The organism is Pseudundibacterium arcticum (assembly GCF_042646465.1).
GTDB classification, from domain to species: domain Bacteria; phylum Pseudomonadota; class Gammaproteobacteria; order Burkholderiales; family Burkholderiaceae_D; genus Undibacterium_A; species Undibacterium_A arcticum.
Window position 1 is genome coordinate 1 of the sequence record NZ_JBHRTP010000055.1, and the last position, 14895, is coordinate 14895.

Here is a 14895-nt window from a genome sequence, read left to right on the forward strand (position 1 = left end):
CCTGATCAAGGAAAACATGGACCTGCAACTGGAACAATGCCACGAGGCGCCGTTCTACACGCTGGGCCCCCTGACCACCGACATCGCACCGGGCTACGACCACATCACGTCCGGCATCGGCGCCGCCCAGATCGGCTGGTACGGCACCGCGATGCTGTGCTATGTCACGCCGAAAGAGCATCTGGGGCTGCCGAACAAGGTCGACGTCAAGGACGGCATCATCACCTACAAGATCGCGGCCCACGCCGCCGATCTGGCCAAGGGTCACCCCGGCGCCCAGATTCGCGACAATGCGCTGTCGAAGGCACGTTTTGAATTCCGCTGGGACGATCAATTCAATATCGGTCTCGATCCGGACAAGGCGCGCGAATTCCACGACGAAACCTTGCCCAAGGATTCGGCCAAGGTGGCCCATTTCTGCTCGATGTGCGGCCCGCATTTCTGCTCGATGAAGATCACGCAGGAAGTGCGCGAATACGCGGCCAAGCAGGGCATCAGCGAGATTGCTGCGCTCAAGCAGGGGATGGAAGTGAAGTCGGTCGAGTTCATCAAGAGCGGCGCGGAAATCTATCGCAAGCAGTGACGGATGCGGGGGCGCAATGATAACGATTGAACTCAATGGTGTGCCGCATCCGGTGCCAGCCCCGCACAGTCTGGAGGCGCTGATCGCGTCGCTGGACTTGGCCGGGAAAGGCGTCGCTGTGGCCATCAACAGGCAAGTTGTGCCGCGCCAGCAATGGCCGCAACGCAGCTTGCAACCGCAGGATCGGGTCGATATCGTGCGGGCGATTGGCGGCGGTTGATCGTCCTGTCTGTAGCTCGAGCTGATGCTCGATCTACGAAATATCACCAGGCGCGACGACCAGATACGCCGTTTTTGTGGAGATGAAAATGTTCGACAACTATGCAAACGACCATAAGCTGACCATCGCGGGCACCACCTACCGTTCGCGGTTGCTGGTTGGCAGTGGCAAATACAAGGATCTGGCGCAAACGCGCGAAGCGACCCTGGCCAGCGGCGCCGACATCATCACGGTGGCGATCCGGCGCGTCAACATTGGGCAGGACCCGAATGCGCCGAGTCTGCTGGAAGTGGTGCCGCCGTCCGAATTCACGATCCTGCCAAACACAGCCGGCTGCTACAACGCCAAGGATGCGGTCTACACGCTGCAATTGGCACGTGAATTACTCAACGGCCACAAGCTGGTCAAGCTCGAGGTGCTGGGCGACGAGAAGACGCTGTTTCCCAACATGCCGGAGACCTTGAAGGCGGCCGAGACGCTGGTGGCGGACGGCTTCGACGTGATGGTGTATTGCAGTGACGATCCGATCCAGGCCCGGATGCTGGAACAGATCGGCTGCGTCGCGATCATGCCGTTGGCGTCGCTGATCGGCTCCGGCATGGGCATCCTGAATCCGTGGAACCTGTCGCTGATCATCGAACAGGCCAGCGTACCGGTGATCGTCGATGCCGGCGTCGGCACCGCGTCGGATGCGGCGATTGCGATGGAGCTCGGTTGCGACGGCGTGTTGATGAACACCGCGATCGCCGGCGCGCGGGACCCGGTCCGGATGGCGCGTGCGATGAAGCTGGCGGTTGAAGCCGGGCGCGATGCGTTCCTGGCGGGCCGGATTCCGAAACGCTTTGCCGCCTCGCCGTCGTCGCCGATGGCAGGCCGCGTGGCTTGACGGCAGGTGTGATGGACCACTTGCGACGCCCTTGCGTGCTGGTATTCGCCGGCGCCGACCCCAGCGGCGGCGCCGGCATCACAGCAGATATCCAGGCGATCGCGGCGAATGGCGCCCATCCTTTGACGGTCATCACGGCGCTGACGGTGCAGGACAACGACCGCGTGTTTGCCGTGCAGCCGGTGTCCGCCGAATTGCTGCGCCAGCAGGCCGAAGCGCTGATCGCCAAGATCGGGATTGCCGCAGTCAAGATCGGCATCGTCGGCAATCGCGCCAATGCCGCTGCCATTGCTGATCTGATCGGCGCCTTGCGCCAGGTCAATCCGTCGCTGCCGGTGGTGCTCGATCCGGTGCTCGCCAGCGGCCACGGCGATACGCTGACCACCGATGACGCGGTGCAGGCGATCGCGCCGCTGTTACCGCTGGCGACCCTGATCACACCTAATTTGCCGGAAGCGGCAAAATTGTGTGGCGCCGGCTTGACGCAACAGGCGCAGGCACGCGCGCTGCTGCAATGCGGTTGCGGCAATGTGTTGATCAAGGGCGGACACGGCAGCGACGACATCGTACGCAATCACTGGTATGCCGACGGCGTCGGCTTCGATGGCACCAATAGCGCCAAGAGCGCCAATAGCTGGCAATGGCGGCGGCTGCCCGGCAGCTTCCATGGTAGCGGTTGCACGCTGGCGTCGGCAATCGCTGCGCGTCTGGCGTGCGGCGAGTCGATGGCCGATGCGATCGCGGCGGCCCAGGACTATTGCCATCATGCCTTGGCAACTTCGTATAGCATCGCCGACGGCCAGCGCATGCCCGACCGTTCGGCCACATTTATTACACAGGAACACCGATGAACGGACTGTATCTGGTCACACCCGACTGGGATGACACGGGAAAATTATTGGCAACGACCGAAGCAGCCCTGCGCGGCGGTGCGGCGCTGCTGCAATATCGGCACAAGACCGCCAGCGATGCATTGCGGCACGAGCAGGCACAAGCGCTACTAGCGCTGTGCCGTCGTTTTCAAAGGCCCCTGATCATCAATGATTTCGTTGAACTATGCGTCGCGCTCGATGCCGATGGCGTGCACGTCGGCGGCACTGATGCAACAGTGGCGCAAGTGCGCGCCGCCCTTGGCACCGACAAGATCGTCGGCGCCTCCTGCTACGGCAGCCTGCAGCTGGCGCATGACGCGCATCGCGCGGGTGCTAGCTATGTCGCGTTTGGCGGCTTCTATCCGTCGCGTGTGAAAAAATATCCGGTCACCACGCCGTTTGATATCGTTAGCCAGGCAAAGGCGCAGATTCCATTGCCGAACGTGGTGATAGGCGGCATGACCCAGGAAAATGCCGCGCCGCTGGTGGCCTATGGCGCCGACATGGTGGCGGCGATCAGCAGCGTTTATTTGGCGGACGACCCCGAGGCTGCGGCTCGCGGTTTTGCAGAGCTGTTCCGCTAGCCTTTTCCACTGCGAGATGGCGTGCTAATAATTATTCGGGCATTACTGCAAGATGCCGTTCAATTGGGCGGCGCTCCTGAATCGCAATCTGAGCGAGGACGCAAATGAAAACCAAGGCAGCAATTGCATGGAAGGCGGGTCAGCCGCTGACGATAGAAGAAGTCGAGTTAGGCGGTCCCAAGGCCGGCGAAGTGCTGGTCGAAATCAAGGCCGCCGGGATTTGTCATACCGACTACTACACCCTGTCCGGTGCCGATCCGGAAGGCATCTTCCCGGCGATCCTGGGGCATGAAGGCGCGGGCGTGGTGGTCGACGTCGGACCGGATGTGAAGAGCCTGAAAAAGGACGATCACGTGATCCCGTTATATACGCCTGAATGTCGCCAGTGTAAATTCTGCCTGTCGCAAAAGACCAATCTGTGCCAGTCGATCCGTTCGACCCAGGGCCGCGGTCTGATGCCGGACGCGACCAGTCGGTTTTCGATCGACGGCAAGCCGATCTTTCACTACATGGGCACGTCGACGTTTTCGAATTACATCGTGGTGCCTGAAATCGCACTGGCAAAAATCCGTAGCGATGCGCCGTTCGACAAGGTGTGCTATATCGGTTGCGGCGTCACCACCGGCGTCGGCGCGGTGCTGTTTACCGCGAAAGTGGAAGCCGGTGCCAACGTCGTTGTGTTCGGACTCGGCGGCATCGGGCTGAACGTGATCCAGGCGGCGCGCATGGTTGGTGCCAACAAGATCATCGGTGTCGACATCAATCCGGGGCGCGAGGCAATGGCGCGCAAATTCGGCATGACCGATTTCATCAATCCGAGTGCAATCGACAACGTGGTCGATGCGATCATCGGCCTGACCGATGGCGGCGCCGATTACAGCTTCGAATGTATCGGCAACGTCGACACTATGCGCCAGGCGCTGGAATGCTGTCACAAGGGTTGGGGCCAGTCGATCATCATTGGCGTCGCACCGGGCGGAGCAGAAATCAGCACGCGCCCGTTCCAGCTGGTCACCGGCCGGGTCTGGAAAGGCTCGGCCTTTGGTGGCGCGCGTGGCCGCACCGATGTGCCGAAGATTGTCGACTGGTATATGGAAGGCAAGCTCAATATCGACGACCTGATCACGCACAGGCTGCCGCTGGAGCGGATCAACGAAGGCTTCGATCTGATGAAGCGCGGCGAGTCGATCCGCTCGGTGGTGATTTACTAACGGGACTTACGCAAACGAGAGAGTCTGTAGGATGGGCGCAACCCATCTTTTTCTCTGCGCGCTCAATGATGGGTTTCACCCATCCTACGAAATTATGCATTTTGCGAAAGTCCCGATCAAGAAGATGCTGATCGAGTAGCTCGGACGAATGGATGAACATGCTAGAACGACTCAGCGAACATGCCTGCTTCGGCGGCCTGCAAGGTTTTTACCGCCACACATCGTCACAGATTGGCTTGCCGATGCAGTTCTCGGTGTACCAACCGCCGCAGGCGCAGCACGGTCCGGTGCCGGTGCTGTTCTATCTGGCCGGTCTGACCTGTACCGAAGAAACCTTCATGATCAAGGCGGGCGCCCAGCGCTTTGCTGCGCAGCACGGCATCATGCTGGTTGCGCCCGACACCAGCCCGCGTCAGACCGGCATCTCCGGCGAGGCCGACAACTGGGACTTCGGCACCGGCGCCGGCTTCTATCTGGATGCAACGGCCGCACCGTGGTCGGCACATTTCCGGATGGAGTCGTACATCGTGCATGAGTTGCGCCAGCTAATCCTCGATCAATTTCCGGCGCAGCCAGACAGGCTGGGCCTGTTTGGTCATTCGATGGGTGGCCATGGCGCACTGGTGCTGGCGCTGCGGCATCCGGATCTGTTTCGTTCGGTGTCGGCATTTGCGCCGATCTGCGCGCCGATGCGGTGTTCGTGGGGGCAGAAGGCATTCAGCCGATATTTGGGCGACGACACGACGACCTGGCAGCAATACGATGCCAGCGAGCTGATGCGGAAGCGGCAAGCGCCGTTTCCGCGAGGAATACTGATCGACCAGGGGTTGAGCGACAAGTTCCTGCAGGTGCAATTAATGCCCGAACAGTTCGAGTCAGCGTGCAACGCGGCGCAGCAGCCGCTGACGCTACGCCGCCACGTCGGCTACGATCACGGCTATTACTTCATCGCGTCCTTTATCGAGGACCACATCGCGTTTCATCAGGCCCAGCTGAGCGCTGCCTGACAGGGGCTGGCCATTATTCGCCGGTCTTGTCGGACGGATAGCGCAATGAATCGCGCAGCAGATAACCCATCGGCATGCTCATATTGGTGCCTTTGGGGCCGGTCGGCTGAGTGAACCAGTAGCTATACATTTTCTGGAATTCACCTTCATTGATCAGGCGTACCATCTCGCGATCGACCAGCTTTTTGAAGGCCGGATCGTCCTTGCGCAACATCAGCGAGTACGGTTCGACTGACAGCGGATCGCCGAGTACGGTAAAGGTGGCAGGATTCTTTGCAGTCGAGCGCAGGCTGTACAGCAGCACGTCGTCCATCGGGAAGGCATCGGCCTTGCCCTGCTCGATGAATGCGAATGCTTCGCCGTCGTCCTGACTTTCCAACACCTTGATATTGAGCGCGCGCACATTGCTGCGGTCATTGACCAGATCAATGGTGGTGGTGCTCTTGGTAATGACGATGGTCTTGTCCTTCAGGTCCGACCAGTTCTTTATGCCCTTGTTGTTCTTCACCAGCATTCGTACGCTGGAAAAGAAGTGCGGCACGGTAAAGCCGACCCGGGTACGGCGGTCGGCGTTATTGGTGGTCGATCCACATTCCAGATCGGCCTTGCCTTCGATGATGCTGGAGAAACGGGTGGCCGAATCGACCGGCAGATACGCCACTTTCAAGTTCGGCAGCTTTAGTTCGCGTTTGACCGCTTCGGCGATTTTCAGGCACATGTCGATTGAATAGCCGACGATCTGCTTGTTTTCATTGGTGTAGGAAAACGGGGCGGTCTGTCGATACGCGAGCGTGATGCTCTGACTGTCGCGAATCTTGCCCAGGGTGTCGCCTGCCGTTGCGGCCAGCGGCGCCAGAATACATAGCAAGGTCAAACCATGCTTGGTCACACCACGCATAAAAGAAGCTCCAATGAGTCGCTGCCGGTCGCCGCTCTGCGGGCGCCTGGGCGCCGCAAAATAAGGTGACCGGAAATTTAACCGGGATAAAATTTGCCCGGCGCCAATATATCAGGACTTCCAGTCAGTGCGGTTTTTTTTGGCAGGTGTGACAAATTTGCGACGTTATTGGGTGGGTGCGGGACCATGTCGTCGCGCAGCTGGAGCGGGTCTTACCTGATCGATGCCAGCTTGTCCTCCAGCGATTTGGCATCGAGCGCGCTGCCGGTGCGGCTGCCATCAGAAAAGTAGACAGTGGGCGTGCCGGCGATCCGCAGCTTCTTGCCGAGCGCCAGCACCTTGTCGTTCGGTGTCGGGCAGTTCGCCGCGACTGTCGGTGCCGGCTTGCCGTTCAGTATCCAGTCGCTCCATGCCTTGCTGCGATCGGCCGAGCACCAGATATTTTTCGACTTAACCGCGGAATCGTCCGACAGGATATTGAGCAGGAAGGTATATACCGTCACGTTGTCGATACCTTGCAAGGTGTGATGCAGCTTTTTGCAGTAAGGGCAATTCGGGTCTTCGAACACCGCCATGACGCGCTTGCCATTGCCTTTTACCGTCTTGATCGCAGCATCGAGTGGCAGCTCGGCAAAATTGATCGTTGCGATCTCATCGACCCGCGCCTGGGTCAGGTCCTTGTAGGTCGTGGTATCGATCACCTTGCCGACGATCAGGTATTCCGCATTTTCATCGGTGTAGAAGATGTCGCCGTTGGTGCGGATTTCAAACAGGCTGCCGTAGGGCGTCTTGGTGACCGAATCGACCTTGATATTGATACCCATCTTGGGTTCGATCAATTTTTTGATCTGCGCTTCTTGGGCTGTCTCGGCCGATGCGATGGCGGCGGCCATACTTAAGATCGCGAGTGCCAGCTTGTTGGTCCAGTTCATGTTGTGCCTGTCGTTTTTTAAATCGTTACTCGGGGACGGTGTAAAGAATGGTGTTGTTGCAATCGACCCTAGTGGCATGCCTAAGATCGCAGTCGTCTACCCAATCGGTGAAACTGCTGAATCTGTCCCGACATCATGCTGCTGCACGTCAACTCGCTGCCGATCACTAGATGCCCATGCCCATCGAGCGCAGCCGCTCGGCATCGCTCGCAAAAAACTGTGCGCGTAACGTCTCAACCCTGGTCTGGCGTTCGACTGCGCTGATGCCGTCTTGCCGCATGATTAGCTCGGCGGCGTGACGGAAGTTCGCATAGCGGATAGACCACTCACGTTCTTCGCGCGCCCGTGTCGCAAAACTCTGGCGGGCCTTGTCGATCGCTTCTTGGCGCTGACGTTCCAGTCGTGCGGCTTGATTGACCCCGTAAATATGCATGTTGTGCATGGCGTTGCCGTCGCGCTCCTGCGCACTGGCATCGCCTGGCGCCGTACCGTCGTTGCGCTGCTGCAGGTCAGCCAGGATTTGTTGCAGCTGCATCTCCTCGTCCTGATACCAGGCACGCGCGACGTCGGGTCCCAGCATGTTTTGCCTGAGCCTGGCGCGTTGTTCCACCCATGTATTCATGCGCCCGATGTCCTGGGGCGACATGGTGGTGCCTGCCACCGGCGCAGCGAGTTGCTGCCGCGCCAGCAGATTGTCGTGAGCGGTCATATACGCCAGATAGTGCTGCAGGATGGGGGCGGCTTCGTCGCAGGCGCGTGCGGGTAATTTGCTTCTTAGGTAGGCGATCAATTCGCTTTGGCGCGACGCACTGTCGCCGTCTGGCCCGCTCAGCAAAAAATGATCGAATACGTCGCGCAGCGCGAGGTTGACGACCAGTTGCTGATCAGCGGCGGCTGCAAGGCCGGCCGGCGGCGCCGTGCCGTACTCGCTGCCAGCCTGAATTGAGGGCGGCCTGGTCGGTTCCGTCCACGCACCGGGCCCGTAGCGTGCGACTGGCGCTGCAGGCACTTCGGTCACCGCAGTCGTGCTTGGTTCAGCGTCCGGCTGCCGCGCATAGAGCGCGATGCCGATGATGATGGCGGCACACGCCAATACAACCAGACGTCTGTTAATGATTAGGATAGGCATGCGCGGTCGCCCATATGATCGGGTATCGGTGGGCGTCTTCAGCGGTCAATGCAGACGGGATCAAATCTTCTTCTTGATGACTGGTTCCGTCACGTCTGCGCCGGGGACTTTCTTTGCCGGTGCGTCAACCGGTGAAGCATAGCGTGTGCTGACCTGCCAGTTGCCGTCAACCTGCTTCCAGGTGTCGACCACAAAGATCCGCTGCGGCAGCGGACTCGATGGCGGAACGTCGAGCTTCCACAAAAAACTCACCACAATCACGTTGCCGTATTCATGCGCTGCCATCTGTTCGATGGTCGAAGCAAATGGTGCATCGGTCAGTGAGCGGCGGATTGATTCATCGCGCGGTGTCGGCTGGCCGGGAACGGCCGAAGTGCGCAATTCAAAATTGTCGGACAGGATTTTCTTGATGGTCGCGGTATCGCGGCTCTGTACCGCATCGATCCAGTCATTTTCCAGCGTACTGAAGAGTTGTACCGTACGGGTGACGGTTGGAACGACCCGCTGCACGGTCGCGGGCGGTTCGGCTGCGACGCTCAACAGCGAGACGGTCATCAACAGCGTGAATAGGCTGGCAAGTTTTTTCATTGATATCTGTCTATGCGGTGAAATGAGCCGTCGCAGATTGCTCTGCGACGGCTGGTCTGCTTAGATTACAACAGTATAGCTATTAAGGATAATGCTGAGCGCAGGCTTGTGCCGGCAGCAGCGTCCAGTTTTGCTGAATCAGATATTTCATTGTGCCGAAGGTCTGATTGTATTTTGCACCATTGGAGGCGGTTGACGTAGTGCCGAAATTCCAGGCACATTTGTCGCCATTTTCCATGCCGTTGCTCAGTGCGTACCAAGCGTTGCCGTCTGGATCGGTGGTGGCTTCTTCCAGTTCATGGGCAAAGATGCTGGCCATCGCGTCGGCACCAGGCGTGTTGTTAGGACTAGGTGTACTGGCGCCGCAGCCAGCCGGGCATTGCGTCTCAGGATTGCCGACGAACGAGTACTTGATGTCCTTGCCGCCGATCGTTGCATTGGTATGCCAGCCGCAATACTGAGTACAGAAGCCCGAGGTCGCAGTGGTGTTCTTGTCGGTCATGACAAAGTAGATACCATTGGTATCCGATGGCAGGGCGCCGGAGCCGATCGCATTGGACACGATGGTCTGAATATTTACGTCAGACAATTGTGTGCCTAATGAGCCGTTGTCAGTGGCAGTACCAGCGTAGGTGACGACGTTCTGGACGTGGGTGCCAGCATGGTCGTAATAGGTCGAGTTGATGTTGAAATAAGGCGAGCCGCCGATGTTCTGACCAGCGTTGGTCAGGACGTTTTTCGAGGCTGCGTCCCAGTTGGCACCGTACCAGATGTAGTAGACGTTCTTCGGCGCTGTCATCACCGGACCGCTTTGCAGAGTCAGGTTGGCGGTCCGCTGTGCCTTGAGCGTCGCGGCCTTTTGGGCGTGGGTCTGCGCGTCGAGGTCGAGTTCGCCCCAGCCTTTACCTGTCGGTTTGTAGACCGAGTCACCGGTGTCACGTACGGTCCCGGCAGTCGCTACGCTAGCGAAGGCGCAGGAAACTGCCAACAACATTAATTTGCGATTCAATGCCATTCTTCTCTCCATGTTTTTGTAAAAATGAGTTGATCCGGCCGAACCTTTAGCGAGGATCGGACGGTTTCGGTCTCCCTCAAAAGATTTTGTCTTCGTCGAGAGTCGGCGACTTGATTCGGCCAGCCGTGCAGCATGGCGGGACGACAAATACGCCTATAACAACCCGGACGTTTGCATCATGCGTCCGGGCTGAAATTCGGTGGTGCAGCGAGGCTTAGGGAAGATTGGGCGGCGCGGGAGGTCGTGACGTCGCGTGACGGTTGAGCAGCGGGATGCGGCTGGTGCGTGACATCATGTGATTCCTCCTGGCGGAATTCGGATGTGCTGTCTTGGGAGCCGATAAGTCGATCAATCGATGGCTCTGGTGCAGCATTTCTGTTCTCTGGCAATCGCGACGGTAAAGTCTTGTTCAATTGGCAGCGAACAGTGTACGCCGCAATATTGGAAATAAGCAACTACATTTATTGTCAGTCTGAACATTTATTACTCTTCAGTAATTGTCAGTCTGAACATTTATTGCTCTTCAGTAAAATCAATGACTTGGCTTTTTTTTAGGCTGAAAAACAACGTGCCGTGTATCGGCTGGTGGCTGCGTTGGATCATGCGAAGTGCGTCATGCGGTGCGCGCCCGGGCCGGCAAAACCCATGTGCTGAGCACGCGGGTCGCCTGGCTGATCCGGACCGGGCCGTGTCACCGTCCGGCATCCAGGCCGTCACCTTTGCCAACACAGCGTCGAGAGAAATGTTGGCGCGCCTGTCGGCCATGCTGCCGATTAATACCCGCGGCATGTGGATCGGCTGAATATAGTGAATTTACTGCGATGCGAACAACCATCTGCGACATGTAAAAAGCCGTCGCAGAGCGCTCTGCGACGGCTTCGCTCTAATCAAGCGGTCTTGAACTATCAGGGATAGTGCTGGGCGCAGGCTTGGCTAGGCAGGAGCGTCCAGTTTTGCTGGATCAGATATTTCATGGTACCGAAAGTCTGATTGTAGGCAGCGCCATTGGAGGTGGAAGTGGTGCCGAAATTCCATGCGCATTTATCGGCGTTTTCCATCCCGCTTTGCAGGGAATACCAAGCGTTCAGATCGGGATCGGTGACCGCCTCTTCCAGTTCGTGGGCAAGGACGCTGGCCATGGCATCGGCACCGGGCGTGCCGTTCAGCGTTGGATTGTTGACGCCGCAACCGGCCGGGCATTGCGTTTCAGGATTGCCGATGAAGGCGTACTTGATGTCCTTGCCGCCGATCGTTGCGTGGGTATGCCAGCCGCAATACTGGGTACAGAAGCCAGAGGTTGCAGTGGTGTACTTATCGGTCAGCACCATGTATACGCCATCCGCATCGGACGGCAAGGCGTGGGAGGTGATCGCGCTTGAGACGATACTTTGGATATTCGCATCAGACAATTGTGGGCCTAACGAGCCGTTGTCTATGAATTCGCCGGCGTAGGTAACCACGTTCTGGACGGGCGTGCCGGCTTTGTCGTGATAGGTCGAGTTGATGTTGAAATAAGGCGAGCCGCCGATGCTTTGCGCCAGATTGTTCAAGACTTTTTTGGACTCCGTGTCCCAGTTGGCGCCGTACCAGATGTAATAAACCTTTTTCGGCGCTGTCATCACCGGACCGCCCTGGTAACTCAGATCGCTTCTGCGACGCTGGGCTTTCAGCGTGGCAGCTTTTTGCGGATGGCTCTGGGTGTCGAGATCGAGTTCTCCCCAGCCTTTGCCGGTCGGCTTGTACATCGAGTCGGACGATTCGCGCACGGCGCCGGCGCTGGCAACGCTGGCAAAGGCGCATGAAACCGCCAGCAGCATCAAATTGCGATTCAGTTTCATTATTTCTCTCCGTTTATGGCTATAGAGTGACCCGGTCGATGTGTTCAACGCAGGCTGGTTCAGTGACTGCCACCCTTGATAGTGATCGACTTTCTCGGGTGTCGGCGCTACATCGACCGGTGCAAAAGTGCCGGGCGATACATCGCCTATAGCGATCCCGAGCATTACAAGAGCGGGATCGAGATGCGGCGGTGGTGCTAGCGTGGGAATCAGCTGGATGGCAGGAGGGCGCGCGGCCAGGATGCTGCGAAATCGGACGAAGCGGTTGTGGCTGGACATCATGCTTCCTCCTGATGGAATGCCTATGCTGTCGTTCGGGCAGGCGGCTCGGGCGGTCCTGATATTGCCTGTTGTTACCTGTTCTTGCCGTCGCGGGGGACGGTGACGGACCTTTTATTGCTCAAAAGTCTACTCCGCAAATTGAAAAAAATGCAATTGTATTCATTGACAAAGATCAATTATTTTTACGATGCTACGGAGCATTTCCAGAATGCAATTGCCCCCGCGTTTGCCGCGTGCGTTTGCCACTGCTCACAGCGCGTTATCCGTACCGCGCCGGGTGGACCGCTTCGGTCATGACCGCCACCCGGCTATAATCGCAGGATGCAAAACCTCCTTCACAATCTCAATCCGGAACAGCTCGCCGCCGTCACTCTACCGTCGCAATCCGCGTTGATCCTGGCCGGCGCCGGGTCCGGCAAAACCCGTGTCCTGACGACGCGGATCGCCTGGCTGATCCAGACCGGACAGGTGTCACCGTCCGGCATCCTGGCCGTCACCTTTACCAACAAAGCGTCGAAAGAAATGATGGCGCGCCTGTCGGCCATGCTGCCGATCAATACGCGCGGCATGTGGATCGGCACCTTTCATGGCTTGTGCAATCGCTTGTTGCGCGCGCATTACCGCGATGCCGGTTTGCCGCAGACCTTCCAGATCCTGGACTCGCAAGACCAGTTGTCGATGATCAAGCGGATGCTGAAGACGCTCAATGTCGACGATGAAAAATATCCGCCGAAAAACGTGATGTACTTCATCAACGGCGCCAAGGATCAGGGCCTGCGCGCGCAGGCTGTCGAGGCGTATGACGATTACAACCGCAAGCTGGTCGAGTTGTACGATATCTACGATGGTCAATGCCAGCGCGAAGGTGTGGTCGATTTTGCCGAGCTGCTGTTGCGCAGCTACGAGCTGCTGAGTCGCAACCAACCGCTGCGCGAACATTATCAGGCGCGTTTCCGCCATGTTCTGGTCGACGAGTTCCAGGATACCAACGACCTGCAATACAAATGGCTCAAGCTGATGTCCGGCCAAGGGCGAGAAAACGGCGCCGCGGTGTTTGCGGTCGGCGACGACGATCAGAGCATCTACGCGTTCCGCGGCGCCAACGTCGGCAACATGGGCGCATTCGAACGCGAATTCGCGGTACAGAACCTGATCAAGCTGGAACAGAATTACCGCTCGCACGGCCACATCCTGGATAGTGCCAATACGCTGATCGCGAACAACAGCAAGCGCCTGGGCAAGAATCTGCGGACCGATGCCGGCCACGGAGAGCCGGTGCGGATCTACGAGGCCAGCAGCGACTTGCAGGAGGCGCAATGGATCATCGAGGAGAGCAAGAGCCTGATCGCAGAAGGCGCGGCGCGCAACGAGATCGCGGTGCTGTACCGATCCAACGCACAGTCGCGGGTGATCGAGCATGCGCTGTTTTCGGCCGGGATTCCTTACCATGTGTACGGCGGCCAACGCTATTTTCAGCGCGCCGAGGTCAAGCATGCGATCGCCTATCTGCAGCTGATGGACAATCCGCACAACGATTCAGCTTTCCTGCGGGTGGTCAATTTCCCGACCCGTGGTATCGGTGCGCGTGCGTTGGAACAGTTACAGGACGCGGCCCAGCAGCATCGCATCTCGCTGTATGCGGCAGTGCCCTACGTGGCCGGCAAGGCCGGCTCGACGCTGAACGGATTCGTGCGCCTGATCGAGGGCGCGCGCTTCGAGAGCCAGCATCTGCCACTGGCGGAAATGGTGCAGGTGGTGCTCGATGCCAGCACGCTCCTGACGCATTACCAGAATGAAAAAGAGGGCGCCGACCGGATCGAGAACCTGGAACAGCTGGTCAGCGCCGCCACACTGTTCGTTTCGGAAGAAGGCTTCGGCCGCGATGCGCCGGCCTTTCTCGGGCCCAAGGCACAGGCTGCCGGCAGTGCGATCGTCAGTGGTGATGGGATTGAGATCGTCGATGCCGACGCGCCGCTGGCGACTGTGATGTCGCCGCTGTCGGCCTTCCTGTCGCACGCGTCGCTGGAGGCCGGCGACAATCAGGCCCAGGCCGGGCAGGACGCGCTGCAGCTGATGACGGTGCATGCGTCCAAGGGGCTGGAGTTCGACGCGGTCTTTATCACCGGGCTGGAAGAGGGCCTGTTCCCGCATGAGAACAGCGCGCTGGCCGAGGGCGGTGTCGAGGAGGAGCGGCGCCTGATGTATGTGGCGATAACGCGCGCCAGGCAGCGTCTGTACATGTGCTTTGCGCAGACCCGGATGCTGCACGGTCAGACCCGTTACCACCTGCGCTCGCGCTTCTTCGACGAGCTGCCGGAAGCGGCGCTGAAGTGGCTGTCGCCGAAGATCGCGCATCACTGGTCGGCCGCGCAAAAATCGGCATGGGACGACGTGCCGGAAGCAGGCGCAAATCATAACAAGGTCGCGCGCCAGATCGGCCACAAGGATATCGGCTGGCGCATCGGCGAGTCGGTCGCGCATCAGAAATTCGGCGAAGGGGTGATCGTCGATATCGAAGGCGGCGGCGGTAATGCGCGCGCGCACATCAATTTTGGGCGGCACGGGATGAAGTTGCTGGATCTGGGTGTGGCGAAGCTGGAAAAACTCGGCTGAAGCCGGATGACGGAGTTGACATTGGTCCGGCGTGCCGGCGTCTGCGCGCCAGGCGCAACGTCGGCCCACCATTCCGCCCGCGCCCCTTGGTTGAGCCCGGTTCGTGAAATTCGCCAAGATGACTGCTCGACGTCGATCGGCGTTCTGGGTGAGATCGGGCCGCGCGAATAATACTATGGTCAGTATATTGATGTCCCGCAATGAAATAGCGGGCGAGCGCATAATTCTTGCGCATAC

General features: G+C 58.8%; 14 protein-coding genes and 1 pseudogene. 9 read left to right on the top strand and 6 right to left on the bottom strand.

Translation table 11 applies throughout. The features are described 5' to 3' along the window. The 7 genes from ACFOFO_RS17745 to fghA all read left to right on the top strand — a co-directional run. Positions 1–583: phosphomethylpyrimidine synthase ThiC (locus ACFOFO_RS17745; protein ID WP_390332226.1), on the top strand; the 583-nt coding region annotated here is incomplete at its 5' end. Positions 584–599: 16 nt separating this feature from the next. Then, complete coding sequence (thiS, locus tag ACFOFO_RS17750; protein ID WP_390322308.1) at positions 600–803, top strand: sulfur carrier protein ThiS; 204 nt, start codon at positions 600–602, stop codon at positions 801–803. Between the two features lie 88 nt (positions 804–891). Then, positions 892–1689, top strand: coding sequence for a thiazole synthase (locus ACFOFO_RS17755; RefSeq protein ID WP_390322309.1), 798 nt, complete (start codon positions 892–894; stop codon positions 1687–1689). An 11-nt stretch (positions 1690–1700) separates the two neighbouring features. Then, positions 1701–2540, top strand: a complete 840-nt coding sequence (thiD, locus tag ACFOFO_RS17760; RefSeq protein ID WP_390322310.1) for a bifunctional hydroxymethylpyrimidine kinase/phosphomethylpyrimidine kinase — start codon at positions 1701–1703, stop codon at positions 2538–2540. Continuing rightward, positions 2537–3145: a thiamine phosphate synthase gene (gene thiE / locus ACFOFO_RS17765; protein WP_390322311.1), complete on the top strand. Its 609-nt coding sequence runs from the start codon at positions 2537–2539 to the stop codon at positions 3143–3145. The genes thiD and thiE overlap by 4 nt, the downstream gene beginning before the upstream one ends. A gap of 104 nt (positions 3146–3249) precedes the next feature. Next, the gene (locus ACFOFO_RS17770) at positions 3250–4356 is read left to right on the top strand and encodes an S-(hydroxymethyl)glutathione dehydrogenase/class III alcohol dehydrogenase (RefSeq protein ID WP_390332229.1); all 1107 of its coding nucleotides are present in this window, start codon (positions 3250–3252) and stop codon (positions 4354–4356) included. 158 nt (positions 4357–4514) lie between these two features. After that, complete coding sequence (fghA, locus tag ACFOFO_RS17775; RefSeq protein ID WP_390322312.1) at positions 4515–5363, top strand: S-formylglutathione hydrolase; 849 nt, start codon at positions 4515–4517, stop codon at positions 5361–5363. Positions 5364–5376: 13 nt separating this feature from the next. Here the strand turns inward: fghA and ACFOFO_RS17780 are convergent, their stop codons facing one another. The 5 genes from ACFOFO_RS17780 to ACFOFO_RS17800 all read right to left on the bottom strand — a co-directional run bounded on the left by ACFOFO_RS17780 (position 5377) and on the right by ACFOFO_RS17800 (position 9925). Next, positions 5377–6261, bottom strand: coding sequence for an amino acid ABC transporter substrate-binding protein (locus ACFOFO_RS17780; RefSeq protein ID WP_390332231.1), 885 nt, complete (start codon positions 6259–6261; stop codon positions 5377–5379). Positions 6262–6473: 212 nt separating this feature from the next. Then, a complete protein-coding gene (locus tag ACFOFO_RS17785; RefSeq protein WP_390322314.1) occupies positions 6474–7193 on the bottom strand; it encodes a DsbC family protein in 720 nt (239 codons plus the stop codon). Between the two features lie 166 nt (positions 7194–7359). Continuing rightward, the gene (locus ACFOFO_RS17790) at positions 7360–8322 is read right to left on the bottom strand and encodes a hypothetical protein (RefSeq protein WP_390322315.1); all 963 of its coding nucleotides are present in this window, start codon (positions 8320–8322) and stop codon (positions 7360–7362) included. Positions 8323–8382: 60 nt separating this feature from the next. Continuing rightward, positions 8383–8910, bottom strand: a complete 528-nt coding sequence (locus tag ACFOFO_RS17795; protein ID WP_390322316.1) for a nuclear transport factor 2 family protein — start codon at positions 8908–8910, stop codon at positions 8383–8385. An 82-nt stretch (positions 8911–8992) separates the two neighbouring features. Next, positions 8993–9925 (bottom strand): hypothetical protein, encoded by a 933-nt coding sequence (locus ACFOFO_RS17800; RefSeq protein ID WP_390332234.1) that lies wholly within the window; start codon positions 9923–9925, stop codon positions 8993–8995. A 608-nt stretch (positions 9926–10533) separates the two neighbouring features. Between ACFOFO_RS17800 and ACFOFO_RS17805 the strand changes: the two are divergent. Continuing rightward, positions 10534–10724, top strand: a pseudogene (locus tag ACFOFO_RS17805) (UvrD-helicase domain-containing protein); the annotation flags it as partial. A 106-nt stretch (positions 10725–10830) separates the two neighbouring features. Here ACFOFO_RS17805 and ACFOFO_RS17810 read toward each other — a convergent pair. Continuing rightward, the gene (locus ACFOFO_RS17810; protein WP_390332236.1) at positions 10831–12045 is read right to left on the bottom strand and encodes a hypothetical protein; all 1215 of its coding nucleotides are present in this window, start codon (positions 12043–12045) and stop codon (positions 10831–10833) included. A gap of 321 nt (positions 12046–12366) precedes the next feature. On the opposite strand from ACFOFO_RS17810, the gene ACFOFO_RS17815 reads away from it, so the two are divergent. Next, positions 12367–14658, top strand: coding sequence for a UvrD-helicase domain-containing protein (locus ACFOFO_RS17815; protein ID WP_390332239.1), 2292 nt, complete (start codon positions 12367–12369; stop codon positions 14656–14658). Positions 14659–14895 lie beyond the last annotated feature (237 nt).

What these genes read in the sequence shown, in the direction of transcription:
- thiS (WP_390322308.1), top strand. Translation starts at nt 600, where the DNA reads ATGATAACGATTGAACTCAATGGTGTGCCGCATCCGGTGCCAGCCCCG.
- ACFOFO_RS17755 (WP_390322309.1), top strand. Translation starts at nt 892, where the DNA reads ATGTTCGACAACTATGCAAACGACCATAAGCTGACCATCGCGGGCACC.
- thiD (WP_390322310.1), top strand. Translation starts at nt 1,701, where the DNA reads ATGGACCACTTGCGACGCCCTTGCGTGCTGGTATTCGCCGGCGCCGAC.
- thiE (WP_390322311.1), top strand. Translation starts at nt 2,537, where the DNA reads ATGAACGGACTGTATCTGGTCACACCCGACTGGGATGACACGGGAAAA.
- ACFOFO_RS17770 (WP_390332229.1), top strand. Translation starts at nt 3,250, where the DNA reads ATGAAAACCAAGGCAGCAATTGCATGGAAGGCGGGTCAGCCGCTGACG.
- fghA (WP_390322312.1), top strand. Translation starts at nt 4,515, where the DNA reads ATGCTAGAACGACTCAGCGAACATGCCTGCTTCGGCGGCCTGCAAGGT.
- ACFOFO_RS17780 (WP_390332231.1), bottom strand. Translation starts at nt 6,261, where the DNA reads ATGCGTGGTGTGACCAAGCATGGTTTGACCTTGCTATGTATTCTGGCG.
- ACFOFO_RS17785 (WP_390322314.1), bottom strand. Translation starts at nt 7,193, where the DNA reads ATGAACTGGACCAACAAGCTGGCACTCGCGATCTTAAGTATGGCCGCC.
- ACFOFO_RS17790 (WP_390322315.1), bottom strand. Translation starts at nt 8,322, where the DNA reads ATGCCTATCCTAATCATTAACAGACGTCTGGTTGTATTGGCGTGTGCC.
- ACFOFO_RS17795 (WP_390322316.1), bottom strand. Translation starts at nt 8,910, where the DNA reads ATGAAAAAACTTGCCAGCCTATTCACGCTGTTGATGACCGTCTCGCTG.
- ACFOFO_RS17800 (WP_390332234.1), bottom strand. Translation starts at nt 9,925, where the DNA reads ATGGCATTGAATCGCAAATTAATGTTGTTGGCAGTTTCCTGCGCCTTC.
- ACFOFO_RS17810 (WP_390332236.1), bottom strand. Translation starts at nt 12,045, where the DNA reads ATGATGTCCAGCCACAACCGCTTCGTCCGATTTCGCAGCATCCTGGCC.
- ACFOFO_RS17815 (WP_390332239.1), top strand. Translation starts at nt 12,367, where the DNA reads ATGCAAAACCTCCTTCACAATCTCAATCCGGAACAGCTCGCCGCCGTC.